This is a genomic window from Tenacibaculum sp. AWR4_210, from assembly GCF_056160945.1.
This window is the reverse complement of sequence record NZ_JBSWYF010000002.1, coordinates 378,731-404,879: the sequence shown is the minus strand read 5'-3', so window position 1 is coordinate 404,879 and position 26,149 is coordinate 378,731. Positions and strand designations below refer to the sequence as shown.

At 38.9% G+C, this 26,149-nt stretch carries 25 protein-coding genes; 10 read left to right on the top strand and 15 right to left on the bottom strand.

The annotated features are described in order from the left end of the window. Positions 1-9 precede the first annotated feature (9 nt). Genes ACXAG7_RS05190 through ACXAG7_RS05180 form a run of 3 tightly spaced genes read right to left on the bottom strand, consistent with a single transcriptional unit; the run spans position 10 to position 2,414 of the window. Positions 10-810, bottom strand: a complete 801-nt coding sequence (locus tag ACXAG7_RS05190; RefSeq protein ID WP_408042136.1) for an ion transporter — start codon at positions 808-810, stop codon at positions 10-12. Continuing rightward, positions 797-1,174, bottom strand: coding sequence for an adenosylmethionine decarboxylase (gene speD / locus ACXAG7_RS05185; RefSeq protein ID WP_408042135.1), 378 nt, complete (start codon positions 1,172-1,174; stop codon positions 797-799). The genes ACXAG7_RS05190 and speD overlap by 14 nt, the downstream gene beginning before the upstream one ends. A 28-nt stretch (positions 1,175-1,202) precedes the next feature. Next, a complete protein-coding gene (locus ACXAG7_RS05180) occupies positions 1,203-2,414 on the bottom strand; it encodes an aminotransferase class V-fold PLP-dependent enzyme (RefSeq protein WP_408042134.1) in 1,212 nt (403 codons plus the stop codon). A gap of 88 nt (positions 2,415-2,502) precedes the next feature. Between ACXAG7_RS05180 and ACXAG7_RS05175 the strand changes: the two genes are divergently transcribed. Beyond that, on the top strand, positions 2,503-3,828 hold the full coding sequence (locus ACXAG7_RS05175; RefSeq protein WP_476666183.1) for a serine hydrolase domain-containing protein: 1,326 nt from the start codon (positions 2,503-2,505) through the stop codon (positions 3,826-3,828). Between the two features lie 3 nt (positions 3,829-3,831). Then, on the top strand, positions 3,832-4,173 hold the full coding sequence (locus ACXAG7_RS05170; RefSeq protein WP_408042132.1) for an SdpI family protein: 342 nt from the start codon (positions 3,832-3,834) through the stop codon (positions 4,171-4,173). 4 nt (positions 4,174-4,177) lie between these two features. On the opposite strand, the gene ACXAG7_RS05165 is transcribed toward ACXAG7_RS05170, so the two are convergent. Then, positions 4,178-4,855: an SCO family protein gene (locus ACXAG7_RS05165; protein ID WP_408042131.1), complete on the bottom strand. Its 678-nt coding sequence runs from the start codon at positions 4,853-4,855 to the stop codon at positions 4,178-4,180. 155 nt (positions 4,856-5,010) lie between these two features. On the opposite strand from ACXAG7_RS05165, the gene rseP reads away from it, so the two are divergent. Further along, the gene (gene rseP, locus ACXAG7_RS05160; protein WP_408042130.1) at positions 5,011-6,357 is read left to right on the top strand and encodes an RIP metalloprotease RseP; all 1,347 of its coding nucleotides are present in this window, start codon (positions 5,011-5,013) and stop codon (positions 6,355-6,357) included. A gap of 99 nt (positions 6,358-6,456) precedes the next feature. Further along, a complete protein-coding gene (gene dinB / locus ACXAG7_RS05155) occupies positions 6,457-7,539 on the top strand; it encodes a DNA polymerase IV (protein ID WP_476666182.1) in 1,083 nt (360 codons plus the stop codon). Here dinB and ACXAG7_RS05150 read toward each other — a convergent pair. From ACXAG7_RS05150 to rplU, 4 genes are all read right to left on the bottom strand, one after another. Next, positions 7,536-9,461 carry a tetratricopeptide repeat protein gene (locus ACXAG7_RS05150; protein ID WP_408042128.1) on the bottom strand — a complete coding sequence of 642 codons (1,926 nt, stop codon included), beginning with the start codon at positions 9,459-9,461 and terminating at the stop codon, positions 7,536-7,538. The genes dinB and ACXAG7_RS05150 overlap by 4 nt on opposite strands. A 5-nt stretch (positions 9,462-9,466) precedes the next feature. Further along, on the bottom strand, positions 9,467-10,201 hold the full coding sequence (locus ACXAG7_RS05145; protein ID WP_476666181.1) for a LytR/AlgR family response regulator transcription factor: 735 nt from the start codon (positions 10,199-10,201) through the stop codon (positions 9,467-9,469). A 364-nt stretch (positions 10,202-10,565) separates the two neighbouring features. Continuing rightward, complete coding sequence (gene rpmA / locus ACXAG7_RS05140; protein WP_408042126.1) at positions 10,566-10,826, bottom strand: 50S ribosomal protein L27; 261 nt, start codon at positions 10,824-10,826, stop codon at positions 10,566-10,568. 22 nt (positions 10,827-10,848) lie between these two features. Beyond that, positions 10,849-11,334 (bottom strand): 50S ribosomal protein L21, encoded by a 486-nt coding sequence (gene rplU / locus ACXAG7_RS05135; RefSeq protein WP_408042125.1) that lies wholly within the window; start codon positions 11,332-11,334, stop codon positions 10,849-10,851. Positions 11,335-11,552: 218 nt separating this feature from the next. Between rplU and ACXAG7_RS05130 the strand changes: the two genes are divergently transcribed. Both ACXAG7_RS05130 and ACXAG7_RS05125 read left to right on the top strand, forming a co-directional pair. Next, positions 11,553-12,869, top strand: a complete 1,317-nt coding sequence (locus ACXAG7_RS05130; RefSeq protein ID WP_408042124.1) for a M16 family metallopeptidase — start codon at positions 11,553-11,555, stop codon at positions 12,867-12,869. Positions 12,870-12,889: 20 nt separating this feature from the next. Then, the gene (locus ACXAG7_RS05125; protein WP_476666180.1) at positions 12,890-14,947 is read left to right on the top strand and encodes an insulinase family protein; all 2,058 of its coding nucleotides are present in this window, start codon (positions 12,890-12,892) and stop codon (positions 14,945-14,947) included. 54 nt (positions 14,948-15,001) lie between these two features. Here ACXAG7_RS05125 and ACXAG7_RS05120 read toward each other — a convergent pair whose 3' ends face one another. Then, positions 15,002-15,874 (bottom strand): DMT family transporter, encoded by an 873-nt coding sequence (locus ACXAG7_RS05120; protein ID WP_476666179.1) that lies wholly within the window; start codon positions 15,872-15,874, stop codon positions 15,002-15,004. Positions 15,875-15,965: 91 nt separating this feature from the next. On the opposite strand from ACXAG7_RS05120, the gene ACXAG7_RS05115 reads away from it, so the two are divergent. Further along, complete coding sequence (locus ACXAG7_RS05115) at positions 15,966-16,598, top strand: cation transporter (RefSeq protein WP_476666178.1); 633 nt, start codon at positions 15,966-15,968, stop codon at positions 16,596-16,598. A gap of 70 nt (positions 16,599-16,668) precedes the next feature. Here the strand turns inward: ACXAG7_RS05115 and ACXAG7_RS05110 are convergent, their stop codons facing one another. The 3 genes from ACXAG7_RS05110 to ACXAG7_RS05100 are packed head-to-tail and all read right to left on the bottom strand — an operon-like array spanning position 16,669 to position 20,287. Further along, positions 16,669-18,492: a GNAT family N-acyltransferase gene (locus tag ACXAG7_RS05110; protein WP_408042120.1), complete on the bottom strand. Its 1,824-nt coding sequence runs from the start codon at positions 18,490-18,492 to the stop codon at positions 16,669-16,671. A gap of 41 nt (positions 18,493-18,533) precedes the next feature. Beyond that, positions 18,534-19,802 (bottom strand): aspartate kinase, encoded by a 1,269-nt coding sequence (locus ACXAG7_RS05105; RefSeq protein ID WP_476666177.1) that lies wholly within the window; start codon positions 19,800-19,802, stop codon positions 18,534-18,536. Further along, positions 19,802-20,287, bottom strand: a complete 486-nt coding sequence (locus ACXAG7_RS05100) for a GNAT family N-acetyltransferase (RefSeq protein WP_408042118.1) — start codon at positions 20,285-20,287, stop codon at positions 19,802-19,804. Before ACXAG7_RS05100 ends, ACXAG7_RS05105 begins: the two co-directional genes overlap by 1 nt. Positions 20,288-20,445: 158 nt before the next feature. Here ACXAG7_RS05100 and fbp point away from each other — a divergent pair, with 158 nt between their 5' ends. Both fbp and ACXAG7_RS05090 read left to right on the top strand, forming a co-directional pair. Continuing rightward, positions 20,446-21,480, top strand: coding sequence for a class 1 fructose-bisphosphatase (gene fbp / locus ACXAG7_RS05095; RefSeq protein ID WP_408042117.1), 1,035 nt, complete (start codon positions 20,446-20,448; stop codon positions 21,478-21,480). A gap of 123 nt (positions 21,481-21,603) precedes the next feature. After that, positions 21,604-22,212 (top strand): superoxide dismutase, encoded by a 609-nt coding sequence (locus ACXAG7_RS05090; RefSeq protein WP_476666176.1) that lies wholly within the window; start codon positions 21,604-21,606, stop codon positions 22,210-22,212. 47 nt (positions 22,213-22,259) lie between these two features. Here ACXAG7_RS05090 and ACXAG7_RS05085 read toward each other — a convergent pair whose 3' ends face one another. The 3 genes from ACXAG7_RS05085 to ACXAG7_RS05075 all read right to left on the bottom strand — a co-directional run bounded on the left by ACXAG7_RS05085 (position 22,260) and on the right by ACXAG7_RS05075 (position 25,572). Next, the gene (locus tag ACXAG7_RS05085; RefSeq protein ID WP_408042115.1) at positions 22,260-23,132 is read right to left on the bottom strand and encodes a cupin-like domain-containing protein; all 873 of its coding nucleotides are present in this window, start codon (positions 23,130-23,132) and stop codon (positions 22,260-22,262) included. Positions 23,133-23,252: 120 nt separating this feature from the next. Then, positions 23,253-24,353 carry a biotin synthase BioB gene (bioB, locus tag ACXAG7_RS05080; RefSeq protein ID WP_408042114.1) on the bottom strand — a complete coding sequence of 367 codons (1,101 nt, stop codon included), beginning with the start codon at positions 24,351-24,353 and terminating at the stop codon, positions 23,253-23,255. A 64-nt stretch (positions 24,354-24,417) separates the two neighbouring features. Continuing rightward, a complete protein-coding gene (locus ACXAG7_RS05075; RefSeq protein WP_476666264.1) occupies positions 24,418-25,572 on the bottom strand; it encodes a beta-ketoacyl synthase N-terminal-like domain-containing protein in 1,155 nt (384 codons plus the stop codon). 122 nt (positions 25,573-25,694) lie between these two features. Here ACXAG7_RS05075 and ACXAG7_RS05070 point away from each other — a divergent pair, with 122 nt between their 5' ends. Continuing rightward, positions 25,695-26,132 carry a cytochrome c oxidase assembly factor Coa1 family protein gene (locus ACXAG7_RS05070; protein WP_408042112.1) on the top strand — a complete coding sequence of 146 codons (438 nt, stop codon included), beginning with the start codon at positions 25,695-25,697 and terminating at the stop codon, positions 26,130-26,132. The last annotated feature ends 17 nt before the right edge of the window (positions 26,133-26,149 follow it).

Below are 26,149 nucleotides of genomic sequence, written 5' to 3'. Positions count from 1 at the left end.
TTTTTACTTTTATAATTCTTTTCCACAATGAGGACAACTACAGCTGGTAGTTTTCCCTTTCAATTCTCTAAATTCTTCCATATAAGCAGAGCTAATAATCCCTGTCGGAAGGGCCACTATACCAATTCCTAAGAGCGCGATAAAGGCACTCAGTAATTTACCTAAGCCCGTTATGGGATACACGTCACCATACCCTACAGTTGTCAGTGTTGCCACGGCCCACCACATCGACTCACCAATGTTTTTAAAGGCCTCGGGTTGTGCTTGTTTTTCGATGTTATACATCAAGGTAGAAGCCAATACCAATAAGATAAAGACTAAAAATACGGTAACGGCAATCTCATTTTTTGTTTTTAAAATTACGTTTCTAATGAGCCTCAGAGAGGTAAAATAACGATTTAATTTTAATAAGCGTATCAACCTAAACAGGCGTAAACTCCTTAAAATTCTCAAATCCATGAGCAGCAAATAAGGCAAATAGAAGGGTAGTATTGCCAACAAGTCGACCAATCCTAAAAAGGAAGTCATGTACTTCCAGCGCGCTTTCCAGGCGGGAAGTTCTGGATGTCGCTCGTCGGAAACCCAAATTCTAATGAGGTATTCCACTGTAAATACTCCTATCGAAAAAAGCTCAAAATTCATGAGCCAATCTCCGTAAACGGGCATAATTTCCTCGTATGACTCCAGTACGATGGCAACCATATTGGCGACGATCAGTGCTGAAATAAAATACTCGAAAAATGCAGTTCCCCGCATGGTTCCCTGTTCGTCATCAACCAACAAGGCTAATTTGTTTTTAAGCACTTTCATCCTCGTTTATTTCGTCTAAAAATCCGCGTTGACTGGATTGTGTTCTATATTTTTTTGCTTTAAACTTTTCTTGGATCCACTTGATGCCCTCTGTCAAATCATAGCGCTCATTACAGGTAAAGAAATCCAAGGCCACGTAGTTGTGTTCTGGCCAAGTATGGATGGCAATATGACTTTCCTCAATCACCAAAACCCCACTAATACCGATGGGGGAAAATTCGTGGATGGTAGTATTGACGACAGATAATTTCATAATTTCTGCCGCCTTTACTAATATTGCTCTGACAGTGTCTACCGAGTTGATTACTCCGGCATCACAGTCGTAATAATCGATGGTTGTTTGATAGCCTAAACTCTTTTTCATGCCTCAAAAGTACATAAAAACGAGGTAATTATGACAACATCATCTTTGCCTTTTTAACCGCGGCTACCAACACGTCTATTTCTTCTGTGGTATTGTAAAATGAAAAAGATGCCCTTACCGTTCCTGGAATGCCAAAGAAATCCATAATAGGTTGAGCACAGTGATGTCCTGTTCTTACAGCCACTCCAAGCTTGTCTAAGATCGCCCCAATATCATAGGGGTGTATCCCTTCAATATTAAAGGAAATCACAGAAGTTTTATGGCTAGTTCCGTAGATTGTTAATCCATCGATCTCTTCCAATGCTTTGGTTCCGTAGTCGAGCAGTGCTGTTTCTTGGGCTGCAATTCCCTCAAAACCTACCTCATTCATATAATCAATAGCAGCACCAAAAGCGATTCCTCCACAAATATTAGGAGTTCCTGCTTCAAATTTATGAGGCAATCCAGCATAGGTCGTCTTTTCAAAAGTAACCGTCTCAATCATCTCTCCTCCACCTTGATACGGAGGTAGCATATTGAGTAACTCCTCTTTACCATACAACATTCCCACGCCCGTAGGACCACACATTTTATGGGCAGAAGCCACGTAAAAATCAACATCCAACGCCTGTACATCGGGCTTGATATGCGGACAAGCCTGTGCTCCGTCAATGAGGACATAAGCCCCAAATTTATGAGCCGCATGGATGAGTTCTTCGATAGGATTGATAGTTCCTAAAGCATTTGATACGTGATTACAAAAAACTAGTTTTGTTTTAGGGTTCAACAGTTCGTGGAATACATCCATTCGCAAAGCTCCCTGCTCATCCATAGGAATGACCTTTAAAACAGCACCTGTTTTCTCACAGAGCATTTGCCAAGGAACAATATTCGAATGATGCTCCAAAGCCGAAACGATCACTTCATCGCCCTCTTTTAAAAGCGCTGCAAATCCTGAAGCCACAATATTGATACTGTGGGTTGTTCCTGCCGTTAAAATAATCTCGTAGGCCTTTTTAGCATTAAAGTGCTTTTGTACTTTGAGTCTGGCTTCTTCGTATTTGTCCGTTGCTTCTTGACTCAAGGTATGCACCCCTCGGTGAATATTGGCGTTGTAAGTAGTATAGTAATCCACAATGGTATCGATAACCACCTGTGGTGTTTGTGACGTCGCTCCGTTATCAAAATATACTAAAGGTTTTCCGTGAACTTCTCTGTTAAGTATTGGAAAATCAGCTCTAATTTTAGTGATATCTAACATAAATCCTCTAATTTATACAAAGGTACGGCATGCAATTTTAAATAGCCAACAATCGATTAAATTATTACATTTGTTAAAAACACTGATAATGAAAATTTTAAAAAGAGCTTTATGGGTAGTGCTAGCCCTCATCATCGTCGTTGTATACCTCAACTACCCCAAGTTAAACATTCTGGCAGGCTATTCTGCTAAGAATACGGCATCTTCCGTTTTTGTAGGAGAACGCAGCTTGGCTTTTACCGATAGTACGGACAATAATTTTTCACCGATTAATTTAACCACCGATAAAATCAATCGCGATGAGCAATGGGCCAAAGGCTCTGTATATGGGCTTCTCACCAGAAAAGCAGTATACCGCCCCGGATTAGGTGCTGTATTGGTAAACGACGACTTTGACCCAGCCACTCCGTATGCGGTTCCGAACAGATACCCCAACGCAAACCTCGCTCCGTATCCTTTTGGTAAAGGTGCCGCTGTTGATACTACCTTTAGCCATGTGGACTACGCAAAATTGCAGGTTGCGGTTGACAGTTTGTTTGCCCCCAAAAATAAAACCAGGGCTTTGGTAATTCTTCACAAAGACCAATTGCTCTATGAAAAGTACAGCGCTCCAATTACAAAAGATTCCAAACTGCTAGGTTGGTCAATGACCAAGAGTATTACCTCAACCATGTTTGGGATACTTCAAACACAAGGAGGTATAGATGTACACGCACCGGCTCCTATCGAAGCTTGGAAAAATGATGAACGAAAAAAGATCACCATTCACAACCTACTCCAAATGAACTCTGGACTCGAATGGGTAGAGGACTACAATACGATTTCTGACGTTACTAAAATGCTTTTTTTGGAAGAAGACATGACCCAGACTCAAATTACAAAACCTTTAGTAGGCACTCCTAATGCCACCTGGAATTACTCATCGGGGACAACCAATCTACTCTCTGGAATTCTACGACAACAGTTTGCCTCTCACCAAGAATACTTAGATTTTTGGTATCGTGAGCTCATCGATAAAATTGGTATGAACTCCATGCTCATTGAAACGGACATGAGCGGAAACTACGTCGGGTCGTCTTATGCTTGGGCAACGCCGAGAGATTGGGCGAAATTAGGACTGCTATACCTACACAACGGTTGTTGGAATAACGAAGAATTATTTACCGAAGACTGGGTAAAGTACGCGACTACACCCACTCCTACTTCTGATGGTTGGTACGGAGCTCAAATATGGCTCAACGCGGGAAAACGCTATCCTGACGTTCCGAAATCCATGTATTCTTTTAATGGGTACCAAGGACAAAACGTATTTATTTTACCAGAACAAGATTTGGTAATTGTTCGTATGGGATTGACAAAAAACGCGGATATTAATGTATTTTTGAGCGCTGTTATAGCATCAATAAAAAACTAATATATGAACTCGTATTACTACGTAGCCTCAATTAACGGGCTTTTATTTATCTTAAGTGTTATTTTCTACTACTATCCACCTAAGAAAGTAAATACCTTTTACGGTTACCGAACTCCAAAAACTACCAAAAACGAAAAAATTTGGCATTTTGCCAATGCTGTTTTCGGACAACAATTTGTTCGCTACGCGAGTATCACACTTGTTGCGGCCTTAATTTTGGCGGCCTTACAATTTGAAATTTCATGGCAACCTATGGGATTAATGCTACTCACCTTAGGCGCTTCTGTTGTAAAAACAGAACAAGAACTCAGTAAAAATTTTGATGAAGAGGGGAATAAAAAGTAGTCGACTACTTTTTATACTCTTCTTTTAACAAACTGATATCGTCAATAATTTTCTGCATATTCTCCACCTTTGTTCCATCGTAAATACCTCGTATTCTACGTTCTTTATCGATCAAAACAAAGTTTTCTGTGTGGATAAAATCATTTTCATCTCCGGTTCCTTCATCTAAAACAGCAAAGTAACTTTTACGCGCCAGGTTGTAAATGTGCTTTTTATCACCTGTCGTAACATTCCACTTACCGTCGATAACTCCTTTTCTGGCCGCATAGGCCTTCAAAACGGGAATACTGTCCATGGTTGGAGTTACGGAATGCGACAAAAACATCACTTCGTCATCATCCTTGTAATGGTCTTGTAAGACCGTCATGTTCGACGCCATAATGATACAAATGGTTTGACAGCTCGTAAAGAAAAAGTCAGCCACGTAAATTTTATCCTTATAATCTTCTTGGGTAATGCGCTCTCCGTTTTGATTGCGCAATTCAAAATCCGCTACGCGGTGGTTCTTGGTTTTATAACGAACCGATTCATCTACCAATTTAGGGTTGATATCTGCTGGATTGTAAACTTTTAACTTAGGATCTACCTTTACCAAATGATAGAATACAGGCAATCCGATTACTGAAAAAAGAATCAAGAAGATAAATGTGCGCTTTGACTTCTTAAAAAACTTTAAATCCATATCTTTATTTTTATACAAAAATACGACTAAAATCACGGTACTAATCGCAGAGACGTAAAAAGTTTGTTAAATCAAAAAACTGAGTTTCTCTCAAACTTTTAGAACTCTTTTTAAAAACGTACATTTGTCAGATTTAAAAGAAGAAAAAACCATTTATGGAAATTTTAATAAGAGCATCACAATTTATTTTAAGCTTGTCGTTCCTTATCGTATTGCATGAATTAGGACACTTTATCCCAGCGAAATTATTTAAAACCAAAGTTGAAAAATTCTATTTATTTTTTGATTACAAATTCTCATTATTCAAAAAGAAAATAGGAGAAACTACTTATGGTATCGGATGGATTCCTTTGGGAGGCTATGTTAAAATTGCCGGTATGATCGACGAGAGTATGGATAAAGAGCAAATGAAAGAAGAGCCAAAGCCTTGGGAATTCCGCTCAAAGCCTGCTTGGCAACGTTTGATTATCATGCTCGGAGGTGTTACCGTAAACTTTATTTTAGGTATCGTCATCTATATTTTCTTGATGTATGGGTACGGTGAAAAGTTTTTACCTAATGACAGCGTCAAAGACGGAGTGTGGGTTACAGATTCACTTGCCATGGACTTAGGCTTGAAAACAGGTGATAAAATTATAACCATCGATGGAAAAAAGATCGACCGCTTTGGTCAAATCCCATTAGAACTCATCAACGGAAATCAATACAGTATTGAGCGCAACGGACAAGTAGTTACGAGTGAAATCCCTACAGATTTCATTTCTAAACTCGTAGACCGCGGAAAAAATGCAGGTCCATTTATCACTCCTCGTTATCCGTTTGTGATTAAGGCCCTAGCAAAAGATTCTATCAATGGTTCGGCAGATATTAAACCAAAAGATCAAATTACTGCAATCAACAATACGCCAATTCGCTATTACGACCAGGCAAAACCATTATTGCAGACCTTAAAGGGACAAGACATCACCTTGACTATCAAACGCGGTGAAGAGACAAAAAGCATCCCTGCAAAAGTTTCTAACAGCGGAAATATCGGAGTTGTATGGACTCCAGTAAGCATGGAGACCTTAGAAAAGTTAGGATACTACAGCTTAGCGAGCAAGACCTATACCTTTGCTGAGGCAATTCCGGCAGGTACCAACAAAGCTTGGACAACCTTGACGAACTACATCAAGCAGATGAAAAAAATAGTAAATCCTAGTACTGGTGCCTACAAAGGACTCGGAGGATTCAAGTCGATTATGGACATCTTCCCTGTGAGTTGGAGCTGGCAGAGTTTCTGGGGAATTACGGCTTTCCTTTCAATCATGCTCGGGTTTATGAACTTACTTCCTATTCCTGCTCTTGATGGAGGACATGTAGTATTCACGCTTTGGGAAATGATTACCGGTAAAAAACCGAGTGATAAATTCTTAGAATACGCACAAATCGTAGGATTTGTATTGTTGTTATCGCTCCTACTTTTTGCCAATGGTAACGATATTTTTAGAGCCTTTAAATAAAATAACACATAGAAATACTTACAAACACCTGAGTTTTCACTCAGGTGTTTTTTTATGCCTTCTACTCGTAATCCAAGGCTATTTCTTTATTTTTACCTTATGGAATTACAAGGGCCGTTTAAGAAAATTATTCACGTTGATATGGATGCGTTTTACGCTTCTGTTGAGCAATTAGACTTCCCTGAACTACGCGGCAAACCACTCGCTGTTGGAGGCAGTGAAAAACGCGGTGTCGTTTCCGCAGCGAGCTATGAAGCCCGAAAGTTTGGTGTAAAGTCGGCGATGAGTGGAGTGCTAGCCAAACAAAAGTGCCCCACCCTTATCTTTGTAAAACCGCGCTTTGATCGCTATAAAGAAATCTCTACCAAAATTCGAGAAATCTTTTACGATTATACCGACCTCGTTGAACCCTTGTCACTTGATGAAGCGTATTTAGACGTGACAGAAAACAAGAAAGGAAATCCTTCTGCCAGTTTGCTAGCACAGGAAATTCGAGATCGTATTTGGGAGGAACTTGAGCTTCGTGCTTCTGCTGGAATTTCAATCAATAAATTTCTTGCTAAAGTCGCTTCTGACATCAACAAGCCCAACGGACAAAAAACCATTCATCCTAGTGAAGTACTCCCTTTTTTAGAATCACTTCCCGTTAACAAGTTCTATGGTATTGGTAAAGTCACCGCCGCAAAAATGCACAACTTAGGTATCTTTACCGGGCTAGATTTAAAGAAAAAAACCTTGTCGGAGCTCACTCGGCTGTTCGGGAAATCGGGCAATCACTATTACCACATTGTTCGCGGTATCCAACACAGTGAAGTAAAGCCTGATCGCATTCGAAAATCCATAGCTGCAGAGCGCACCTTTAGTGAAAACATCTCTTCCGAAATATACATGCTCGAACGCCTCGAAATCATTGCCGTGGAATTGGAGAAACGCATGAAAAAATCAAAGACCAAAGGAAAAACCGTCACTTTGAAAATAAAGTACGGTGACTTCTCGCAGCAAACGCGAAGCAAAACCCTCAGTCAATTTATAGATGCCAAGGCTGACTTTATGCCAATTATCAAAGAATTACTCTACCAGGACGCCTTAAAAGACTCTGTTCGTCTCTTGGGAATTTCTTTTAGCAACCTCGATACCGAAAAGAGAAGTCCGGTATGGGTGCAACTTCGGTTTGACTTCTAAATCAACGGAATTGTCAAGGACACCCTCGTACCACAAGGACTACCTTCTTGATTAATTAAATCTGTATACACCAACGAAAAACTATTTTGAAATTCGTCTGTAAAATTACGGAGTCGTTGTTTCGTTAGCTCAATCCCTATCGATTTTCGCTGTAGCGATTTGCTTTTTTTAATACGCATTGCCTCATCTCTACCGATACCGTTGTCTTCGATATCAATTTGAATAAAGTGTTCCGAGAGTTTGGTTACGGACAAACTCACTTTTTTCGCTCCTTTTTTAGACGATAACCCATGCCAGATAGCATTCTCCAAAAAGGGCTGTAAAATCAGTGGTGGTACCTTAACTTTCTCTAAGTTTAGAGAGGTATCTACTTCTTCTAAATAATGAATTTCATTGGAAAAGCGAATATTCTCTATACTCATATACAAATTCATCGTCTTCAACTCATCTGCCAAAGTAACTTCCTTGGTTTTCGATGACTCTAAAATGCTCCGTATTAACTTAGAAAACTTGTTCAAGTAATACACCGCATTCTTCTGCTCGTTGTTGATGATATACAATTTAATAGAGTTCAACGCATTGAATACGAAATGCGGATTCATTTGGCTTTGCAACGCCTCTTGCTCCAACATCAGTATTTTTTTGTCGTTACTCAACAAACGCTGTCCGTAAATCGCGTACAACAGTACTCCAAACAGCGCTATGGACACCAAGGCTATGATAAGTACATTTCTGTTTCTGGTCAATTTTAACTTCGTAATCTCGTTCTCTTTAGCCAGACTTTTAATCTTATTGTTCTTTACCTCATTGTCGTACTTATTAATGAGGTTATTCACATACAATATGTTCCTGTCGTTAAAAATTTTCTTATTCCCCTCTATCGATTTGCGATAGTATTCATAAGCCTGCTTATAGTCGTTTTTAATCTTGTACATCTCCGACAAGTATTCGTAGGACTTATTAACATTGTTAGGTACTCCGTATTTGATGGCGGTATCCAGGGCGCGTTTGATATTTTTCTCCGCAGCTTCCAAGTCATTTTTCTTTACCTGGCAATACCCCAAGGTATTGTATACCTCTGACACGTAATAATTATTTCCGATATGCTTGACCAAGTCTTCCACTTCTCGTATATACTGCAAGGCTTTGTCGTATTCTCCTTTTGAAATAAGCACATTAGAAATACTGTTGTGACAAATAACCTTCCCAATTTTCGATCGATTGCGATTGTTGTAGGCCAGTGATGCGTAATAGTTTTTAAGGGCATTGTCCAAATCGCCCAATTGCTGAAAGGCGAATCCCATATTTTGATGGTTGATGGCCATACCGCGATTGTCTTTTAGCTCTTCTTGGGTTTTTAAGTTTTTCTCAAACTTGTCCAAGGCTAATTTGTACTGCTTGAGCGCCAGATAAATATTCCCGATGCTATTTTCAGAAATACTGCGGCACTTTTTCACTTCCAAGGTTTGCTTTTCAAAACGGTTGGTCAATTCCAAGGCGTACTGATGGTAGTTAAGGGCGCTGCGAATTTTGTCCTGTCTTCGATACACCACTCCTATTTGATTCAAGGTAACGACCTCCCCTTCCAAGCTCTTGTACTGACGGCACAGGTCTAAGGCTTTGATGTGATTGGTCAGTGATTCTTTGTACAGTGTTTTATTGCGGAAGTCGCGTCCGAAGAGGTTTAGCGCATAAATTTCGCCGAGCACATTATTCTCTCGTTTGCTGCGTTCGTACAATTCTTGAATTTGCTCGTTGGTAAATCGATAATTCCTAAAATAGCGCTGTATCTCAAAATAATCCCAATCCCGTCGTTCAAAGAAATCGTTAAAAACTTTCGCATTGTCAATAGTCAAGCGCTGGGCTTGTACCGTCATCACAACAGCAAACACAGCATAAAAAAAGAGAAAAAAACGCTTCATTAACTTTAAAATTTATCCAGAAAATCAGATTTTTTCTGTCTAGAAACAGGAATTTTATGACCGTTTTCCAGAACCACATAACCTTCCGACTTCAAAAACTCTTTGATTTTATTTAGGTTTATGATATAGGAATTGTGAATTCTAAAAAAGTGATCATCGGGCAATAGGGTATTCACTTCTTTTAGCTTTTTAGTAATGACAATTTTTTTGGTATTGGTGGTGTGAATCGTACAGTAATTTCCGTCCGACTCGACAAATAATATTTCTGACTCTTCCAAAAACACCAACTTACCATCGGTGCTGATAGTAATTTTTCGACGGTTAAACTTTTGATTAAAACTCGATAGAATTTGATCAAATTTATCCGTATTGTTCTGCTGGCGATCGTGTTTTTTGATGCGGCTAATGGTTTCTTCAAGGTCATCGCTATCGATGGGCTTCAACAAATAGTCAATAGCCTGATTTTTGAGCGCCTTAATTGCGTACTCGTTATAGGCAGTAGTAATAACAATAGCAAAGTCTTTCTTTTCCAACCGCTCCAACAACTGAAAACCATCCATGGTAGGCATTTCAATATCCAAAAACAAACAATCGAAAGCATTGGTATTGATATAATCAATCGCCTTCTCCGCTTCTGTAAAAGTTTCAATGACTTCTAAATCATGATTAAAATTAGACAGTTCCCAAGTGAGGCCTTGTATCGCCTTAGGCTCATCATCAACAATTACAGCTTTTAACATAAATCACGTATTTGTATCAAATGTAACTTATAAAAAGCGCAAAAAAAAATCCAAATGTTCTAATATTCATACAAATACCCTCATACTAAAACCTACTATACCACTATAGTTACCAATTATACATACAGATATGCAAATTATACATTAAGGTTTTATTAAATTATATTTTCGCCCCATATTTGCAGTGTAATATACAAGGGGAATCATTTTGATAATTGGGGGATTAATCAATAATGATAATTAAACGAAAAAGCACTGTTCTACAGTGCTTTTTCTTTTTGTATCGATTTTCATCGCTTTAAATCGAGGACAAAAAAAAGCCGTACGCAGAACGTACGACTTTATTTCTTCATCAAATAGTTTCTTAAGCCTCAAATGGGATGATAGAAACGTATGATTTGTTATCTCTTTTCTTTTGGAATTGAACAACTCCATCAACTCTTGCGTGTAATGTATGGTCTTTCCCCATATATACATTTTCACCTGGGTTGTGTTGTGTTCCTCTTTGGCGAACGATGATGTTACCAGCAATAGCTGCTTGTCCTCCAAAAATCTTTACTCCTAATCGTTTCGATTCCGATTCACGACCGTTCTTCGAACTACCGACACCTTTCTTATGAGCCATCTTTGTAAGTTTTTTAAGTTAATTATTTACTTAACGCTTCAATTAATTCAGCTTTCTTTAAAGAAGTGTATCCAGTAATACCTCTTTCTTTAGCTAAAGCCTTTAATTCAGCAACAGTCATAGCGCTCAAGTCGTTAGACTCAGCCTTTACTTCTGTTTTAGGAGCTTCTTTTTTAGCTTCTGCTTTTTTTACTCCAGATGCAGCAATACCCTCGATTTGAATCTCAGTTAAGTATTGTCTATGTCCGTTTTTCTTTTTGTAACCTTTTCTTCTTTTCTTCTTGAAAACGATTACTTTATCACCTTTTAAGTGACCTAAAACTTTTGCAGTTACTCCTGCACCTTCTATAGCTGGGGCGCCAATAGTTACATTTCCATTGTCCTCGATAAGCATTACTTTATCAAAAGTTACTTTTGATCCTTCTGCTTCAGGTAAACGGTGAACGTAAACTTTTTGGTCTTGTGCTACTTTAAATTGCTGCCCTGCTATCTCTACGATTGCGTACATACTTTTTAATTTGCGTTTATACTTTCATTTACAACTTCTTAGAGAAATTGCGGGTGCAAATATACAAATTTCAAGTCATTTTACAAGCTAGATATCACAAAATTAACCATTTATCCGTTTATTTCTCCTAGTCACTAATTTATTTCTCTTTTTTTGTAACAGACACGGTGTTCGTGCGTCCTATTCTAGGACTAAAAATTCAAACTAAATAGTAATCAATGAAAAAACAAGTTTTGACTCTAGCCTCTGCGGTAGCACTTACGTTTTCAGTAAATGCTCAAAAAGTAGAGTTTGAGGAGTACGATTTAGATAACGGAATGCATGTTATCTTACACCAAGATAATACGGCACCCGTAGTGACTACATCAGTAATGTATCACGTTGGAGCAAAAGATGAGCAACCTAACAGAACCGGAATGGCTCACTTTTTTGAACACTTGCTTTTTGAAGGAACAAAAAATATCAAAAAAGGAGAATGGTTTAAAATCGTTTCTTCTAACGGAGGAACCAACAATGCCAATACTACCGATGACCGTACCTATTATTACGAAGTATTCCCTTCGAATAACTTAGAATTAGGGTTGTGGATGGAATCTGAGCGTTTGTTACACCCTATTATCAAACAAGAAGGTGTGGATACGCAAAACGAGGTGGTAAAAGAAGAAAAGCGTTTACGTGTTGACAACCAACCCTACTCTCGCTTTTTGGAGAACGTGAAAAAACACATGTTTAAAAAGCACCCGTACAAAGGAACTACCATCGGAAAAATGGAGCACTTAGACGCGGCTACTTTAGAAGAGTTTTTAGCGTTTAACAAAAAGTTCTACGTTCCTAACAACGCTACCTTAGTCGTTGCAGGAGACATTAATATCAAAGAGACTAAAAAATTAATCAAGGCCTATTTCGGACCAATTCCAAAAGGAGAAAACATCGTTCGTAACTTCCCTAAAGAAGCTCCGATCACGGCCGAATTCACGGCTAAAGCCTACGATCCAAACATTCAAATCCCAGCCATCGTACAAGCGTACAGAACGCCTTCTATGAAAACGAGAGATGCGCGTGTTCTCGATATGATTTCTACGTATTTAAGCAGTGGTAAGAGTTCAGTACTCTACAAAAAACTCGTAGATACTAAAAAGATGGCTTTACAAGCAGGGGCCTTTAACTTAAGTCAAGAAGATTACGGTACGTATATCATTTATGCCTTGCCATTAGGTAAAACTGCCTTAAGTGATTTGACCAAAGAAATCGACGAGGAAATCGCAAAACTTCAGAAAGACTTAATTTCAGAAAAAGATTTCCAAAAACTTCAAAACAACTTTGAGAACGACTTTGTAAATTCAAACTCAAGTGTTGAAGGAATTGCAAATTCACTTGCTCGTTTTAACGTATTATACGGTGATACTAACTTGATCAACACGGAAATAGACATCTATCGTTCTATTACTCGTGAAGAAATTAGAAAAGTAGCCCAAAAGTATTTAAACAAGAACCAACGTTTGGTGATGGAGTATTTACCAGAATCAAAGAAATAATTCAGTAGTAAGACGTTAGTATGAAAAAATTAATATTATCAGCATTAGCAGTAGTAACCTTGTCTTTTACTGTTAACGCACAACAAATAGATCGAAGCGTTCAACCTAAACCAGGTCCCGCTCCAAAAGTAAAATTAGGAAAAGCTCAAAAATTCAGCCTTCCTAACGGTTTAAAGGTAATCATGGTTGAAAACCACAAGTTACCGCGTGTATCTGCCTCTTTAACCATCGATAACGATCCGTCATTAGAAGGATCAAAAGCCGGTGTTTCTGACATCATGGGTGGTTTGTTAGGAAATGGTACTTCTGACATTTCTAAAGATGCTTTTAACGAGCGCGTTGATTACCTAGGAGCTTCCGTTTCGTTTAGAAGTTCTGGTGCCTATGCCCGTTCTTTGACGAAGTACTTCCCAGAAGTTTTAGAGTTGATGGCAAAGGGAGTTAAAGATCCTGTGTTTACTCAAACTGAGTTTGACAAATCGATCGAGCGTACCTTAGAAGGACTTAAAAACGAAGAGAAAAACGTCAAGGCAATTGCGCGTCGTGTAGAAAATGCTTTGTTGTACGGTAAAAATCACCCTTACGGTGAATTTGTTACCAAAGAAACAATTAAGAACATCACTTTACAGGATGTAAAAAACAACTATTCGACATTTTACCGTCCGAACAACGCGTACTTAGTAGTAGTAGGAGATGTAAATCCTAAAGCGACTAAAAAGTTAATTAAAAAGTTATTTGGAGATTGGGCGAAAGGAACTATTCCTGCCTCAAACATTCCTACACCTAAAAATGTAGCAACTACAGAGATTGACTTTATTAACATGCCAAATGCAGTACAGTCAGAAATCGCTGTTGTAAACACGAGTGACTTAACACTTGGTGACAAAGATTACTACGCAGCATTACTTGCTAATAACATCTTAGGAGGTGGTGGTACTGCTCGTTTGTTTATGAATTTACGTGAGGATAAAGGATACACCTATGGATCGTATTCAAGCATTTCACAAGACAAACTAAACGGTGCTGCAAAATTTAGAGCAGGTGCCGCTGTTCGTAACATGGTAACTGACAGTGCTGTTGTTGAAATCCAAAAAGAAATCAACAAAATCAGATTCCAAAAAGTAAGTGCTGAAGAGTTGAAAAACTCAAAAGCTGAATACATCGGAAGCTTTGTAAGAAATGTACAAAAGCCAGCAACAGCTGCTCGTTTTGCATTGAACATTGCACGTTACGATTTACCAGCTAACTTCTACGAAAAGTACTTAGAGAACATCAATGCAGTAACTTTAGAAGACGTTCAAAACGCAGCTATCAAGTATTTCTTAGGTGACAAAGCTCGTATTGTAGTAACTGGTAAAGGAATGGATGTTTTAAAGAACTTAGAAAAAACGTCTGAGTACAAGATCAACTATTACGATCAGTTCGCGAACGCGACGAAGAAACCTAAAATGAGTTTACCTATTCCTGCCGGAATGAACGCAGGTACAGTAATTGACAACTATATCAAAGCTATTGGTGGAAAAGCTAAAGTTGCAGGAGTAAAAACTTTACTTACTACTTCAAACGCTTCTATTCAAGGAACTCCAGTAGTTTTAGTGATCAAATCAGCTGCGCCAAACAAGCAGAGTACTATCGTTTCTGTTATGGGGAACGTAATGCAAAAAATGGTATTCAACGGTACTACCGGATACCAAGAAGGAAGAGGGCAACGCAAAGCACTAGAAGGAGACGATTTAAAAGAAGCTCAGACTACCAGCGCCCCTTTTGCTGACAATGCATACCGCAGTGGAAAACTCGTGCGTATTGAGCCAGTTGACGGTAGCAATGCTTACGTAATTACCGCTGGAAAATCAGAAATCTTTTACGACGTAAAAACTGGTTTAAAGGTGAAAGAAGTAAAAACTTCAAAAGGACCACAAGGAGAAATCAAAGTACCAGTAATATACGGAGATTACAAAGAGGTTAATGGAATTAAATTCCCACATAAAATGGTTCAAACTATGGGACCAATGAAGATGGAGTTTATCACAAAAGAAATTAAAATCAATGAAGGTGTTACCGACGCCGATTTTAAATAGTTAATTAACATCATGTATAAAAAGAGCCTTAGTACTAAGGCTCTTTTTTTTGTATTACTTTTTCTTGTTTACTAGGTACACTCCAATAAAAATGACCACGGCCGCGAGGGCTTGTAGCCAACTTAGGTGCTCGCCGTCCCACACGCCCCATCCTACCGCAACCAAAGGAATAAGATAGGTTACTGAAGAAGAAAATATAGGCGATGAAATTTGGATTAACCTATTAAAAAGAATTTTCGCCACTCCCGTCCCTATCACCGATAAAATGGTAATGTAGAGCAAGGCTGACTGCCCCTCTGGAGTCCATTGAAACTCTTGAACAAATCCCGATTGCCACAATACCACAACAGCAGGTACCATAATCACGGCAAAGTTCCCTGCCGTAATAGAAAGTGCATCTAACTCTTGCAAATGCTTCTTAATAATATTCACATTAAAGGCGTACCCTATGGAAGCACACACCGGCAATAAGGCGTAGAGATAATTTTGACTCGGATGAATTTGAGCTCCCTCAACGATGAGCACGACAGTTCCGAACAAACCGATCAGAATACCGAGCACTTGTGCTTTTTTAAAGTGAAAGCCAAAAACTACTGCCCCTATCCAAAGCGCATTGAAAGGCGTAATAGCATTTAGGATAGATGCTATGGAACTATCGATATGCCGTATGGCAAATGCGTATAAAAATGCAGGGAAAAAAGTCCCCAGAAAAGCACTGAGAGCTACCCATTTCCACTGTATTCGATTAATTTTCCGAATCTTCGCATAGCCTATTACGAGCAGACATATCCCCGTGATAAGCACGCGTAACGCTCCTAATTGAATGGCTGACACCCCCAATAATGCCTTTTTCATTAAAATAAACGAGCTCCCCCAAATTAGCGATAACACTAATAAAAACACCCATTTTTGCTGTTGTTGCCTCATAATCACATCTTATTAGCGCAAAAATCGGTTATTTCTGCTAGAATACACAAGCGAATTACTAAATTTGCAATAACCCAAAAAAACTTATTTGATGAATTTAAAAAAATTCCTTCTCGTAGCTGGTATCATCGGAATGATGAGCATAGGCTGTAAAAACGAAACGAAGAGCGAGGCTAAAACACCTGCTCAAAAAGAACAAGTAGCTGCCAAAGTTGAAGAGGCTAATTTTGCGATCTCTGGTATGACTTGTGAAATCGGATGTGCAAAAACCATCGCTTCAAAACTTTCTAAAAAAGAAGGTGTTCTCGAAGCAAAAGTTGTTTTTGAAGACAGCACAGCTATCGTGAAATACGATGCAAATAAATTGGATAAAAAAGAAATCATCGCGTTTATCGACGGGATTGCAGATGGAAAAACATATAAATCATCAGCCTTAGCTAAATCAGCTTGCCAAAGTGACTGTGAAAAGGCTTGTTGTGAAAAAGGAGCATCAAAAGAAGCGTGCAAGGAAGCTTGTAAAAAGGCCTGCCAAGACAAATCTAAAGAGCACAAAGCCACTGCTTGTGTAGACAGCTGTAAAGAAGCGTGTTGCAAAGACGGTGACAAAACTGCGCAAGCTTGTAAAGAAGCGTGTAAAAAAGATTGTCAAGACAAAACTGAAGAACACAGAGCTACTGCTTGTGTAGACAGTTGTGAAGAAGTATGCTGTACTAAAGACGCCTAATAGCATCATCCTATAAACTTAAAAAGCTCCATGAAAATCATGGAGCTTTTTTTATACAAACGAATGTTTGTTATTGTTCTATATTTTCTTGCTTTGCATTTTCTGCAGCTCGGCGTTCTAACTCTGCTTGAAACTCTTCCATTACCGGTTTTACCGTGCTTTCTGGAAGGTCAACAATTTTGATATACATCAATCCATCTACCGCATTGTTAAACTTCGGGTCGACATTGAATGCCACCAATCGCGCATTTTGCTTTACGTATTTTTTAATCAATACCGGAATACGCAACGCTCCTGGCTCAATTTCATCGATGATCTTGTCAAATTTTTGTAAATCGGCAGCAGTTTCGTCAAATACGAAGTCCTTATCACTGTCCTTGAGTTTTACCTTAAACTCCTTTTTAGGATGAATGTACTGCGCCAAATACGGATCGTAGTAGTGCGACTTCATAAATTCAATCATCAACGACTTTGAAAACTCGGAGAACTGATTACTAATACTCACCCCACCAATCAAATACTTATGCTCAGGGTAACGCAACGTCACGTGTACGATTCCCTTCCACAACAGGAATAAAGGCATAGGTTTTTGTTGGTACTCTTTGATAATAAAAGCACGTCCCATTTCAACAGAGGCTTCCATCATCGGATGAAGTTCCGGTTCAATTCTAAACAAGGTTTGGATGTAGAAACCGTTGATCCCGTACTTCTTGTAAATTTCTTTACCCAGTCCCATACGATAAGCTCCAGCTAAACACTGTTTATCACTGTCCCACAAAAACATGTGGTAATAATACTTGTCGTATTTATCCAAATCCAAGGGTTGGTTGGTACCTTCGCCTACCTCACGGAAAGTAATCTCTCGCAAGCGTCCAATCTCGTGTAGGATGTTAGGTATCTGCTTTGCGTTGGCAAAAAACACCTCGTAATTTTTACTCTGTAATAAACGAGCATCAGACTTGCGCAATTTATCTACTTCTTTGATAAACAAATCGGGAGATTTTTGCGAACTGATTTTCTTGGCTTTTTTAGGAATTTTCAAATTTTGAGAAGAAAGAATCTTCTGTGGCGTTTTCTCATAAGGATTTGCCAACATATAGGTTTTCGTTCTCAAGAACTGGTAAAAATCAGGAATTTCCTTATAACTGTCTTGGTCTTTTACCGAAATCGGTTTCCCGATACGTACTTTAATCACGCGGTTCTTTTGTGATAAGAGCTCCGATGGTAGCTTTGCTGTACGCATGGTATCACTGATTCGTGACAACCAATAAAATAGTTTACTGTTTTTGGCGTGGAAATAGATAGGTATCACGGGTACTTTTGCCTTTTTGATAAGACGTACCGCTCCTTCTTCCCATTCTTTGTCAACCATTAATTTACCATCGCGATAGGTTGAAACCTCTCCAGCGGGAAAAATCCCTAAAGGTTTACCTTCGCGTAAATGCAACAAGGCATTTTTAATACCGGCAACGCTCGATTTGGCATCCTTGTGATTTTCAAAAGGATTTACCGGCATTACATACGGCTTTAGCGGTTCTATTCTATGCAATAAAAAATTAGCAATAATTTTATAATCCGCACGGTGCTCCACTAGGAGTTTTAACAACAAAATACCGTCAATTCCTCCCAAAGGGTGGTTTGATATTGTGATAAAAGGTCCGTCTTTCGGAATCCGTTTTAAATCTTCTTCCGGAATTTCAAACTCAATTTGAAATTCGTTTAATAAACCGTTTAAAAACTCTAAATCTTTTTTGTGCTTGTGCTTGTTATAAACCTCATTTGCTTTAGAAATGCGCAAAATCTTCATCAACAACCAGCCCGAAAACATTCCAAAAACGCCGAATTTATCAGCGCCTATTGCTTTTGCAATTTCCTTAGGTGTTACTAATCCCATATTAGATAGCAGTTAGACATAACTGCAAATATAGCGTAAATTTATGAGCTTTGCACCTTTTCTTGGATGACTAGTTGTGCAGTTTCAGTATTTATTTGCCTGATAATCGCTCTACCCCTAGCTTTGATGTCGTTTATTGCGGTATCATTAAAATGTCGGATGGTATACAGGGTTACTTCCTTGTACGATTTTATAGCATACGAGGCTTCCAATTCTTTTGAAAAGTCCTCAAAAGTATTAAATTTATCCTCTACACAAACGGAAAAACTCAGTGCGGAATTCTGAATGAGGTTGACCTTTAATTTGTAGTCGTGAAGTTTTTTAAACACGTGACTAATATTGTCTTCCACCATAAAAGAAAAGTCCTTCGCAGCAATGGAAATCAGCGTTTGATTTTTCTTGACGATAAAACAAGCCACCAACGGATCTAGTTCTACTCCCTTACTCACTTTGGTTCCCATTTTGGTCAAATCGTCAAATGAGCGTACATAGAGCGGAATATCTTTCTTTTCTAGGGGTTGAATTGTTTTTGGATGTATTACTGATGCTCCGTAAAAAGCCATTTCAACAGCTTCTGCATAGGAAATATTTTTCAACAGCTGCGTTTCTGTAAAGACGCGAGGATCCGCATTTAACACTCCTTCAACATCCTTCCAGATGGTTACACTTTTAGCGTTTAGGCAATAGGCAAAAATTCCTGCAGTATAATCAGAACCTTCCCTACCCAATGAGGTGGTCGTTTCAACATCTGAACTACCAATAAAACCTTGAGTGATATATAATTGATCGGATTTTACAGTTTCTTGAATAGCCCTTTCCGTAGCCTTCCAATCCACTTTAGCATCCCTAAAATTAGCATTGGTTTGGATACACGTACGAACATCCAACCACTGGTTATGGATCCCTATATCTGCCAGGTATGCGCTGACGATAGTTGTTGACAGCAACTCACCATAGCCCACCATCTGATCGTATACATAATTGTAATTACTTTCCGTATTGGTCGACATAAATCCGTTCAATCTGCCTAACAATTGATTTACTGCAGCGTACACTTCATGGGTATCCGTTGCAAACAATTCCTCCAACATCTGCAAGTGAAACTGTTCTATATGTCCATAGGCAGCATCAAAATCATCCGATTTTTCCAAATACGCTGCGATCAAACGTTCAAAAGCGTTGGTCATTTTCCCCATTGCGGAAATCACCACCAATGTATTATCGATTCCTTCGTGTTGCAATACGCGTGCAACATTTCTTACAGCTTCGGCATCTTTAACAGAAGCTCCTCCAAATTTAAAAACTCTCATTAGTTCTCTGTACCTACAAATTCTACCAAATTCTTTTCATTCATTTGTACTACTTGCCAGCCGTCTAAGACATTGGCACCTGTACTTTTATAAAAATTAATAGCACTCGTATTCCAATCTAACACCTCCCAAGAAACGCGTTTACAACCCTGTTCATAAGCGTACTTAAGTACAGCGGTATACAGCGCTTTTCCGGCTCCTACCCCTCTTTTCTGTTGGGTCACCATCAAATCTTCAAGGTGAATAATTTTCCCTTTCCAAGTAGAATAGCGTTCGTAAAACAAGGTCATTCCGATAATGGTTCCGTCGGCTTCCTCGGCTACGAAGGTCTTAAACTTGGGCTGGTCAGAAAATCCGTCGCGAAGCAAATCGGCCTCTGTTAGCTCTACTTCATTCGGCAACTTCTCAAAGACTGCCAACTCAATAATTAAGTCGAGTATTGCTCGAGCATCGCTTGCTTTTCCTGGTCTAATCTGAAAACTCATGTCTGTAATTTTTGGTAAAGATACTTTGAAAACGTACCGCTAAAAATAAACCTAAAAATTAAAACACATCGAGATATTTTGTTGAAAATTTTAAACAACGAAATCGTTGTAGATATGGAAAAAAGTGGGCATCTTTGTGTACAACACAAAAATTTATCATGAATAACAAGCACATGACGCTGGGTGAATTCATCATCAGCAATCAAAAATCCTTTAAATATTCTTCTGGTGAGTTATCTCGATTAATAAATTCCATCCGCTTAGCAGCAAAAGTAGTAAACCACGAAATTAGAAAAGCTGGATTGGTAGATATTACTGGAGCCGCTGGTGACATCAACGTCCAGGGAGAAGCCCAACAAAAACTCGATGTTTTGGCCAATGATTTGTTTAAGCAAACATTGATAAACAGAGAAATTGTATGTGGGATTGCCAGTGAAGAAGAGGACGATTATGTAGTAGTTGAAGGTCGCAATAAAACCAACGAAAATAAATATGTGTTATTGATGGATCCTTTAGACGGGTCATCAAATATCGATGTAAACGTCTCTGTAGGAACCATTTTTTCTATTTATCGCAGAGTTTCTCCGGTAGGAACTCCTGTTACACAAGAAGATTTTTTACAAAAGGGGAGTGAACAAGTTGCTGCGGGTTACGTAGCTTATGGTACCTCAACCATGTTGGTATTTACCACTGGAAACGGAGTTAACGGATTTACCTTAAACCCTGCCATCGGTACCTTTTACCTATCACATCCGAACATGCAGTTTCCAGAAATTGGAAAAATCTATTCGGTGAGTGAAGGGTATTTTACCCACTTTCAAGAAGGAATGAAACGCTTCTTAATCCACTGTAAAGAATTGAACAAAGAAGACAACAGACCCTATACAGCGCGCTACATCGGATCTTTGGTATCGGACTTTCACAGAAATATGATTAAAGGGGGAGTTTATATTTACCCTGCCACTGCCATCGCGCCAAACGGAAAATTGCGTTTGTTGTACGAATGTAACCCAATGGCCTTTATTTGCGAGCAAGCTGGCGGAAAAGCTTCGGATGGTTTTACTCGTATTTTAGATATCAAACCAACTGAGCTACACCAACGCGTTCCTTTCTATTGTGGTAGCAAGCAGCTCGTAGAAAAAGCGGAACAATTTATGGCCGACTTTTCAGCAGAAGAAAAACCAAAATACTAAGCGATAATATCTATTTATAGCGAAATAAATATTCCCTAAGGCAAACGGTTGTTTGCCTTATTTTTTTAGAGTAACTTTACCCTAGAAAAAACAAAAAATTAACCATTTAAAATTTAAATACTTATGGCTTTTGAATTACCAAAATTAGGTTATGCTTACGACGCTTTGGAACCACATATAGATGCTAAAACTATGGAAATCCACCATAGCAAGCACCACAACGGATATACTACTAAGTTGAACGGAGCTATCGACGGAACTGATTTAGCTGATAAATCAATCGAAGATATCTTAACTAACTTAGACATGAACAACATGGCTGTTCGTAATAACGGAGGTGGATTTTACAACCACTCTTTATTCTGGACTGTGATGAACCCAGAAGACAAAGGTCGTTTATCAGGAGAGTTAAAAGACGCTATCGAAGCGGAATTCGGTTCTTTTGAGGCGTTTAAAGATGCTTTCTCTAAAGCCGCTGCTACGCAGTTTGGTTCAGGATGGGCATGGTTGTGTGTTCACAAAGGAGGTAAAGTTGAAGTTTGCTCAACGCCAAACCAAGACAATCCTTTAATGCCAGGTGTTTCTTGTGAAGGAACTCCAATTTTAGGATTAGACGTTTGGGAGCACGCATACTACTTAAACTACCAAAACCGTCGTCCAGATTACATCGAGGCTTTCTTTAGTGTAATCAACTGGAACGAAGTTGAAAGAAGATATGAAGAAGCTAAGTAATTAGTAAGCACACCATAAAAAAAAGGACTTCGTTTGAAGTCCTTTTTTTATGGTTGTATTTGATTGATTTTATTCGTTCTGACAATGGCTTGTTCGTTTTTCCAATCAATCCATTTCTGACCGCGAATTCTCCTCATGATATTATCTACAGTTCTCATGACAAATACATTGTATACTGCTTTACTCAAATTTTTCGGCTTTCGTGCTATAGCGCGTAAACTCATAGAAAAACCAGGAGTAATATATCGCATGTAGTGCCACCATCCTTCGGGCATATACAATACATTACCGTGTTCTAATTCTGCTACAAATCCCTTGGCATTTTTAAGCGCGGGCCACTTTTCAAAATCAGGATTGTTAAAATCGATATCTTCTCTGGTAATCAGCGAATGTGGGATTTTATACAAAAACTTATTCTGTTTTTGATCGAATAAAATACACTTCTTTTTTCCTTCAAAATGAAAGTGAAAAATATTAGCTAAGTCTATGTCGTAATGCATAAAGGTATACGAATCTCTACCTCCAAAAAACAACATGGGCAGTCCTTTCATCAACTTCAATCCAAAATCTGGGAATTTAAAATCCTTTTGAAGTTGTGGCACTTCTTTTAAAACATTCCATAGGAAAATTCTAAATTTCGTGGGCTCTTTCTTTAACAAATCTACATACTCACTCATCTTCATAGTGGCGTGTGGCTCGTTAAAACCGTCTTTATAATCTACTGGCCTATCATCGTATAAGGGAACCGTCTTGTCTCCAGCAACTTCTTTCATATAGTCTAAAGACCATTTCTCATATGCTGGCCAGTCTTCAATAAAACGCTCAATAACCACAGGTTTCTGCGGTCTGAAATAATTCTTGATAAAGTCTTCCTTAGTAATGGTTTTAACTCTATCTACTTGCTGTAATTGTAGTCCCATACTTCCAATTTTTTCAAGAAGCAAAGTTAAGAAAATGTTACGAAGTTTCTTAACCTTCACTCTGTTAAAAAAAGGCATTCATAGTACTATGAATGCCTTTTTTAATACGTATTATGCGAATTACTTTCTGCGAATTGCAATCGCTTCTTTTTTCTTTTGTTCGTTTCTTTCAATCTTATGGTCCGGACGTGTCCATTTCGGCTTTTCTCCCAATGCCTCAAGTTTCGATTCTTCAGCAGCTACAGACTCGCGTTGTTCGTGTTTGTAGAATGCTTTTTGTGGATTCAACCCTAATTCTTCGAACATTTTCATGTCCTCGTTAATATCTGGGTTTGGCGTGGTCAATAACTTATCTCCTGCAAAGATAGAGTTGGCCCCTGCATAGAAACACATCGCTTGTCCTTCTCTACTCATCTGAGTTCTACCTGCCGATAAGCGCACCTGTGACTCAGGTAGTACGATACGGGCAGTAGCAACCATGCGTACCATTTCAAAAATGTTCACCGGTGGTTGATCTTCTAACGGAGTTCCTTCCACTGCTACCAAGGCATTGATTGGCACCGATTCTGGATGTGGTGAAAAACGCGTCAAGGTCTCTAACATACCCGCGCGGTCTTCTAAGCTCTCTCCCATTCCAATAATACCTCCTGAACAAACAGTAACGTTTGTTTTTCTTACATTTTCAATGGTATCTATACGATCTTTAAACGCTCTTGTTGAGATCACGTCATCGTAGTAATCTTCCGAAGTATCAATATTGTGATTATACGCGTACAATCCTGCTTCTGCTAATCGCTTTGCTTGATTCTCAGTAACCATACCTAAGGTACAGCATACCTCCATATCTAATTTATTAATGGTACGAACCATTTCAAGAACCTGATCAAATTCAGGACCATCTTTAACATTTCTCCATGAAGCTCCCATACACACTCTTGACGAACCACTCTCTCTGGCACGCAATGCCTGAGCTTTTACCATGTTCACCGTCATCAAATCATTTCCGTCAATATCCGTGTGGTAACGTGCTGCTTGCGGACAATAACCACAATCTTCCGAGCATCCTCCCGTTTTTATCGATATCAAGGTACTTACCTGAACCGTATTCGGGTCGTGGTACTTTCTGTGCATTGTTGAAGCCTCGTGTAACAGCTCCATCAACGGCTTATTATATATCGCTAAAATTTCTTCTTTTGTCCAATCGTTTCTTACATCGCTCATAAACTCAAGTTTATTAGTTAGTTGTTTGAAGATTCAAAAGTACTAATAATATATTATATGTTTTTTACTTTTTACGCAATAATACCGACACGGCATTCCCTCCAAAACCTACGGCATTCACCAATACTCTATTCAACTCTTTTACAGGCTGCTGCTCTGCTGCGAATGGCACAGAAATAACCTGTTGCTGCTGTAACATCATCACTGCCAACTCCATACTCAACAATCCCGAAGTGGCAAAAGTATGCCCGAGCTTCCATTTGTTGGTTGTTAAAAAAGGACAGTGTTCTCCAAATATTTTTTGAATAGCATTGATTTCTGAACTGTCTCCTTTCAGGGTTCCAGGTGCATGCATCACAATAGCATCTACCGCTGTCTCCGGCAAGCTTCCCAGTGCCATTTTCATCGATCTTTGGAAGCAATCGGCATTCGCAGAAATAGAAATATTGTGTTTTAAGACCTCCGTAGCATACCCCACACCTTCTATTACAGCAAGGGCGTTCGAAGTTTCTCCTGCCTCCAAACACCAAACAGAAGCTCCTTCACCTAAAACCATCGTATTTCTAGATTTGTCCATATCAAAAGCCTTACATGGATAGCGATCGCTATTTCGTGCATATACCTTTAAGGCCTGCATTTGCGCTACAGTAAACCCTGTTAACGAAGCTTCACTCGCCCCGATCATGAACTTTGAACTCATGCCCGAACGCAGCCAAGCGACACCGTTAAGCAAGGAATGTAATCCTGTGGAACAGGTAATAGAATGTGATATTTCAGGTCCTTTGGTTTGTAAATCGTGTGCCAACCAAGAAGAGATATTCCCTAAAGTTGTCGTTGGTGAACTCAACGTCGACGAAGTGTTGGTTGCTAAGTATTCTCGGTGGTACTTTTCAAACAATGCTGTGGCTCCTCTCGAAGACCCCATGTTTACACCAAAATCATCTCCTGCCTTCCAACCTGCATTTCGCATGGCCTTACGTGCCACATACAACGCATACAATACGGTTTTATCCAGATCTTTATATTTCGCATCTGATTGCGCAATCGCCTCAATACGCTGTAAGTCAGCTGCTGGCAATGCCGCTACCCAAGCGCTAAAATGTTCAAAATCCTTTACACGTAAATAGTGTTCTCCATCTGTATATCGCTGCCAAATCTCCTCAAAATCACTTCCTAATGCCGAAACTGAAGCCATTGAGGTTATGGATATATGTTTCATCAAACCTTCAAAAAATTTCGACAAAAATAAAACTTATTCTCCCTACTCACAGTATTTATAAGTTTAGATTTTGTTATTTGTAACATATTAAACAAATTATCGTCTTATAAATAAAAAATGATATGTCAGAACATCAGAGAAAAAGTTGGTTTGGCCGTAATTGGCTTTGGTTTGTTCCTTTAACAGGTTGTATGAGCATCATTGTCTTGTTCGTACTCGGTATAGGAGCTGCCTTTTTTGGAGTGTCTAAAATGCTCACCGAATCTGAACCGGTCGAATACGCCATAGCATTGGCGAACAAAAACGAAGCTGTTGCCCAATATTTGGGAACACCTGTCACCAAAGACGGACTCCCTCAAGGGAATATCAGCTACAGCAATGACGATGGAAAAATCGATGTTAAAATTCCTGTAAACGGAAGTAAGGACGAAGGGTATTTAATAGTCAAAGGAATAAAAAATGACGGAATCTGGATTTATGAAGAAATCTACATTCTGATTAAAGAAAATCAACAAGTGATTAACTTACTTGAAAAAGAGAAGGTTTTAGAGCAACTCTAAAACGTAATTTGTGTTAT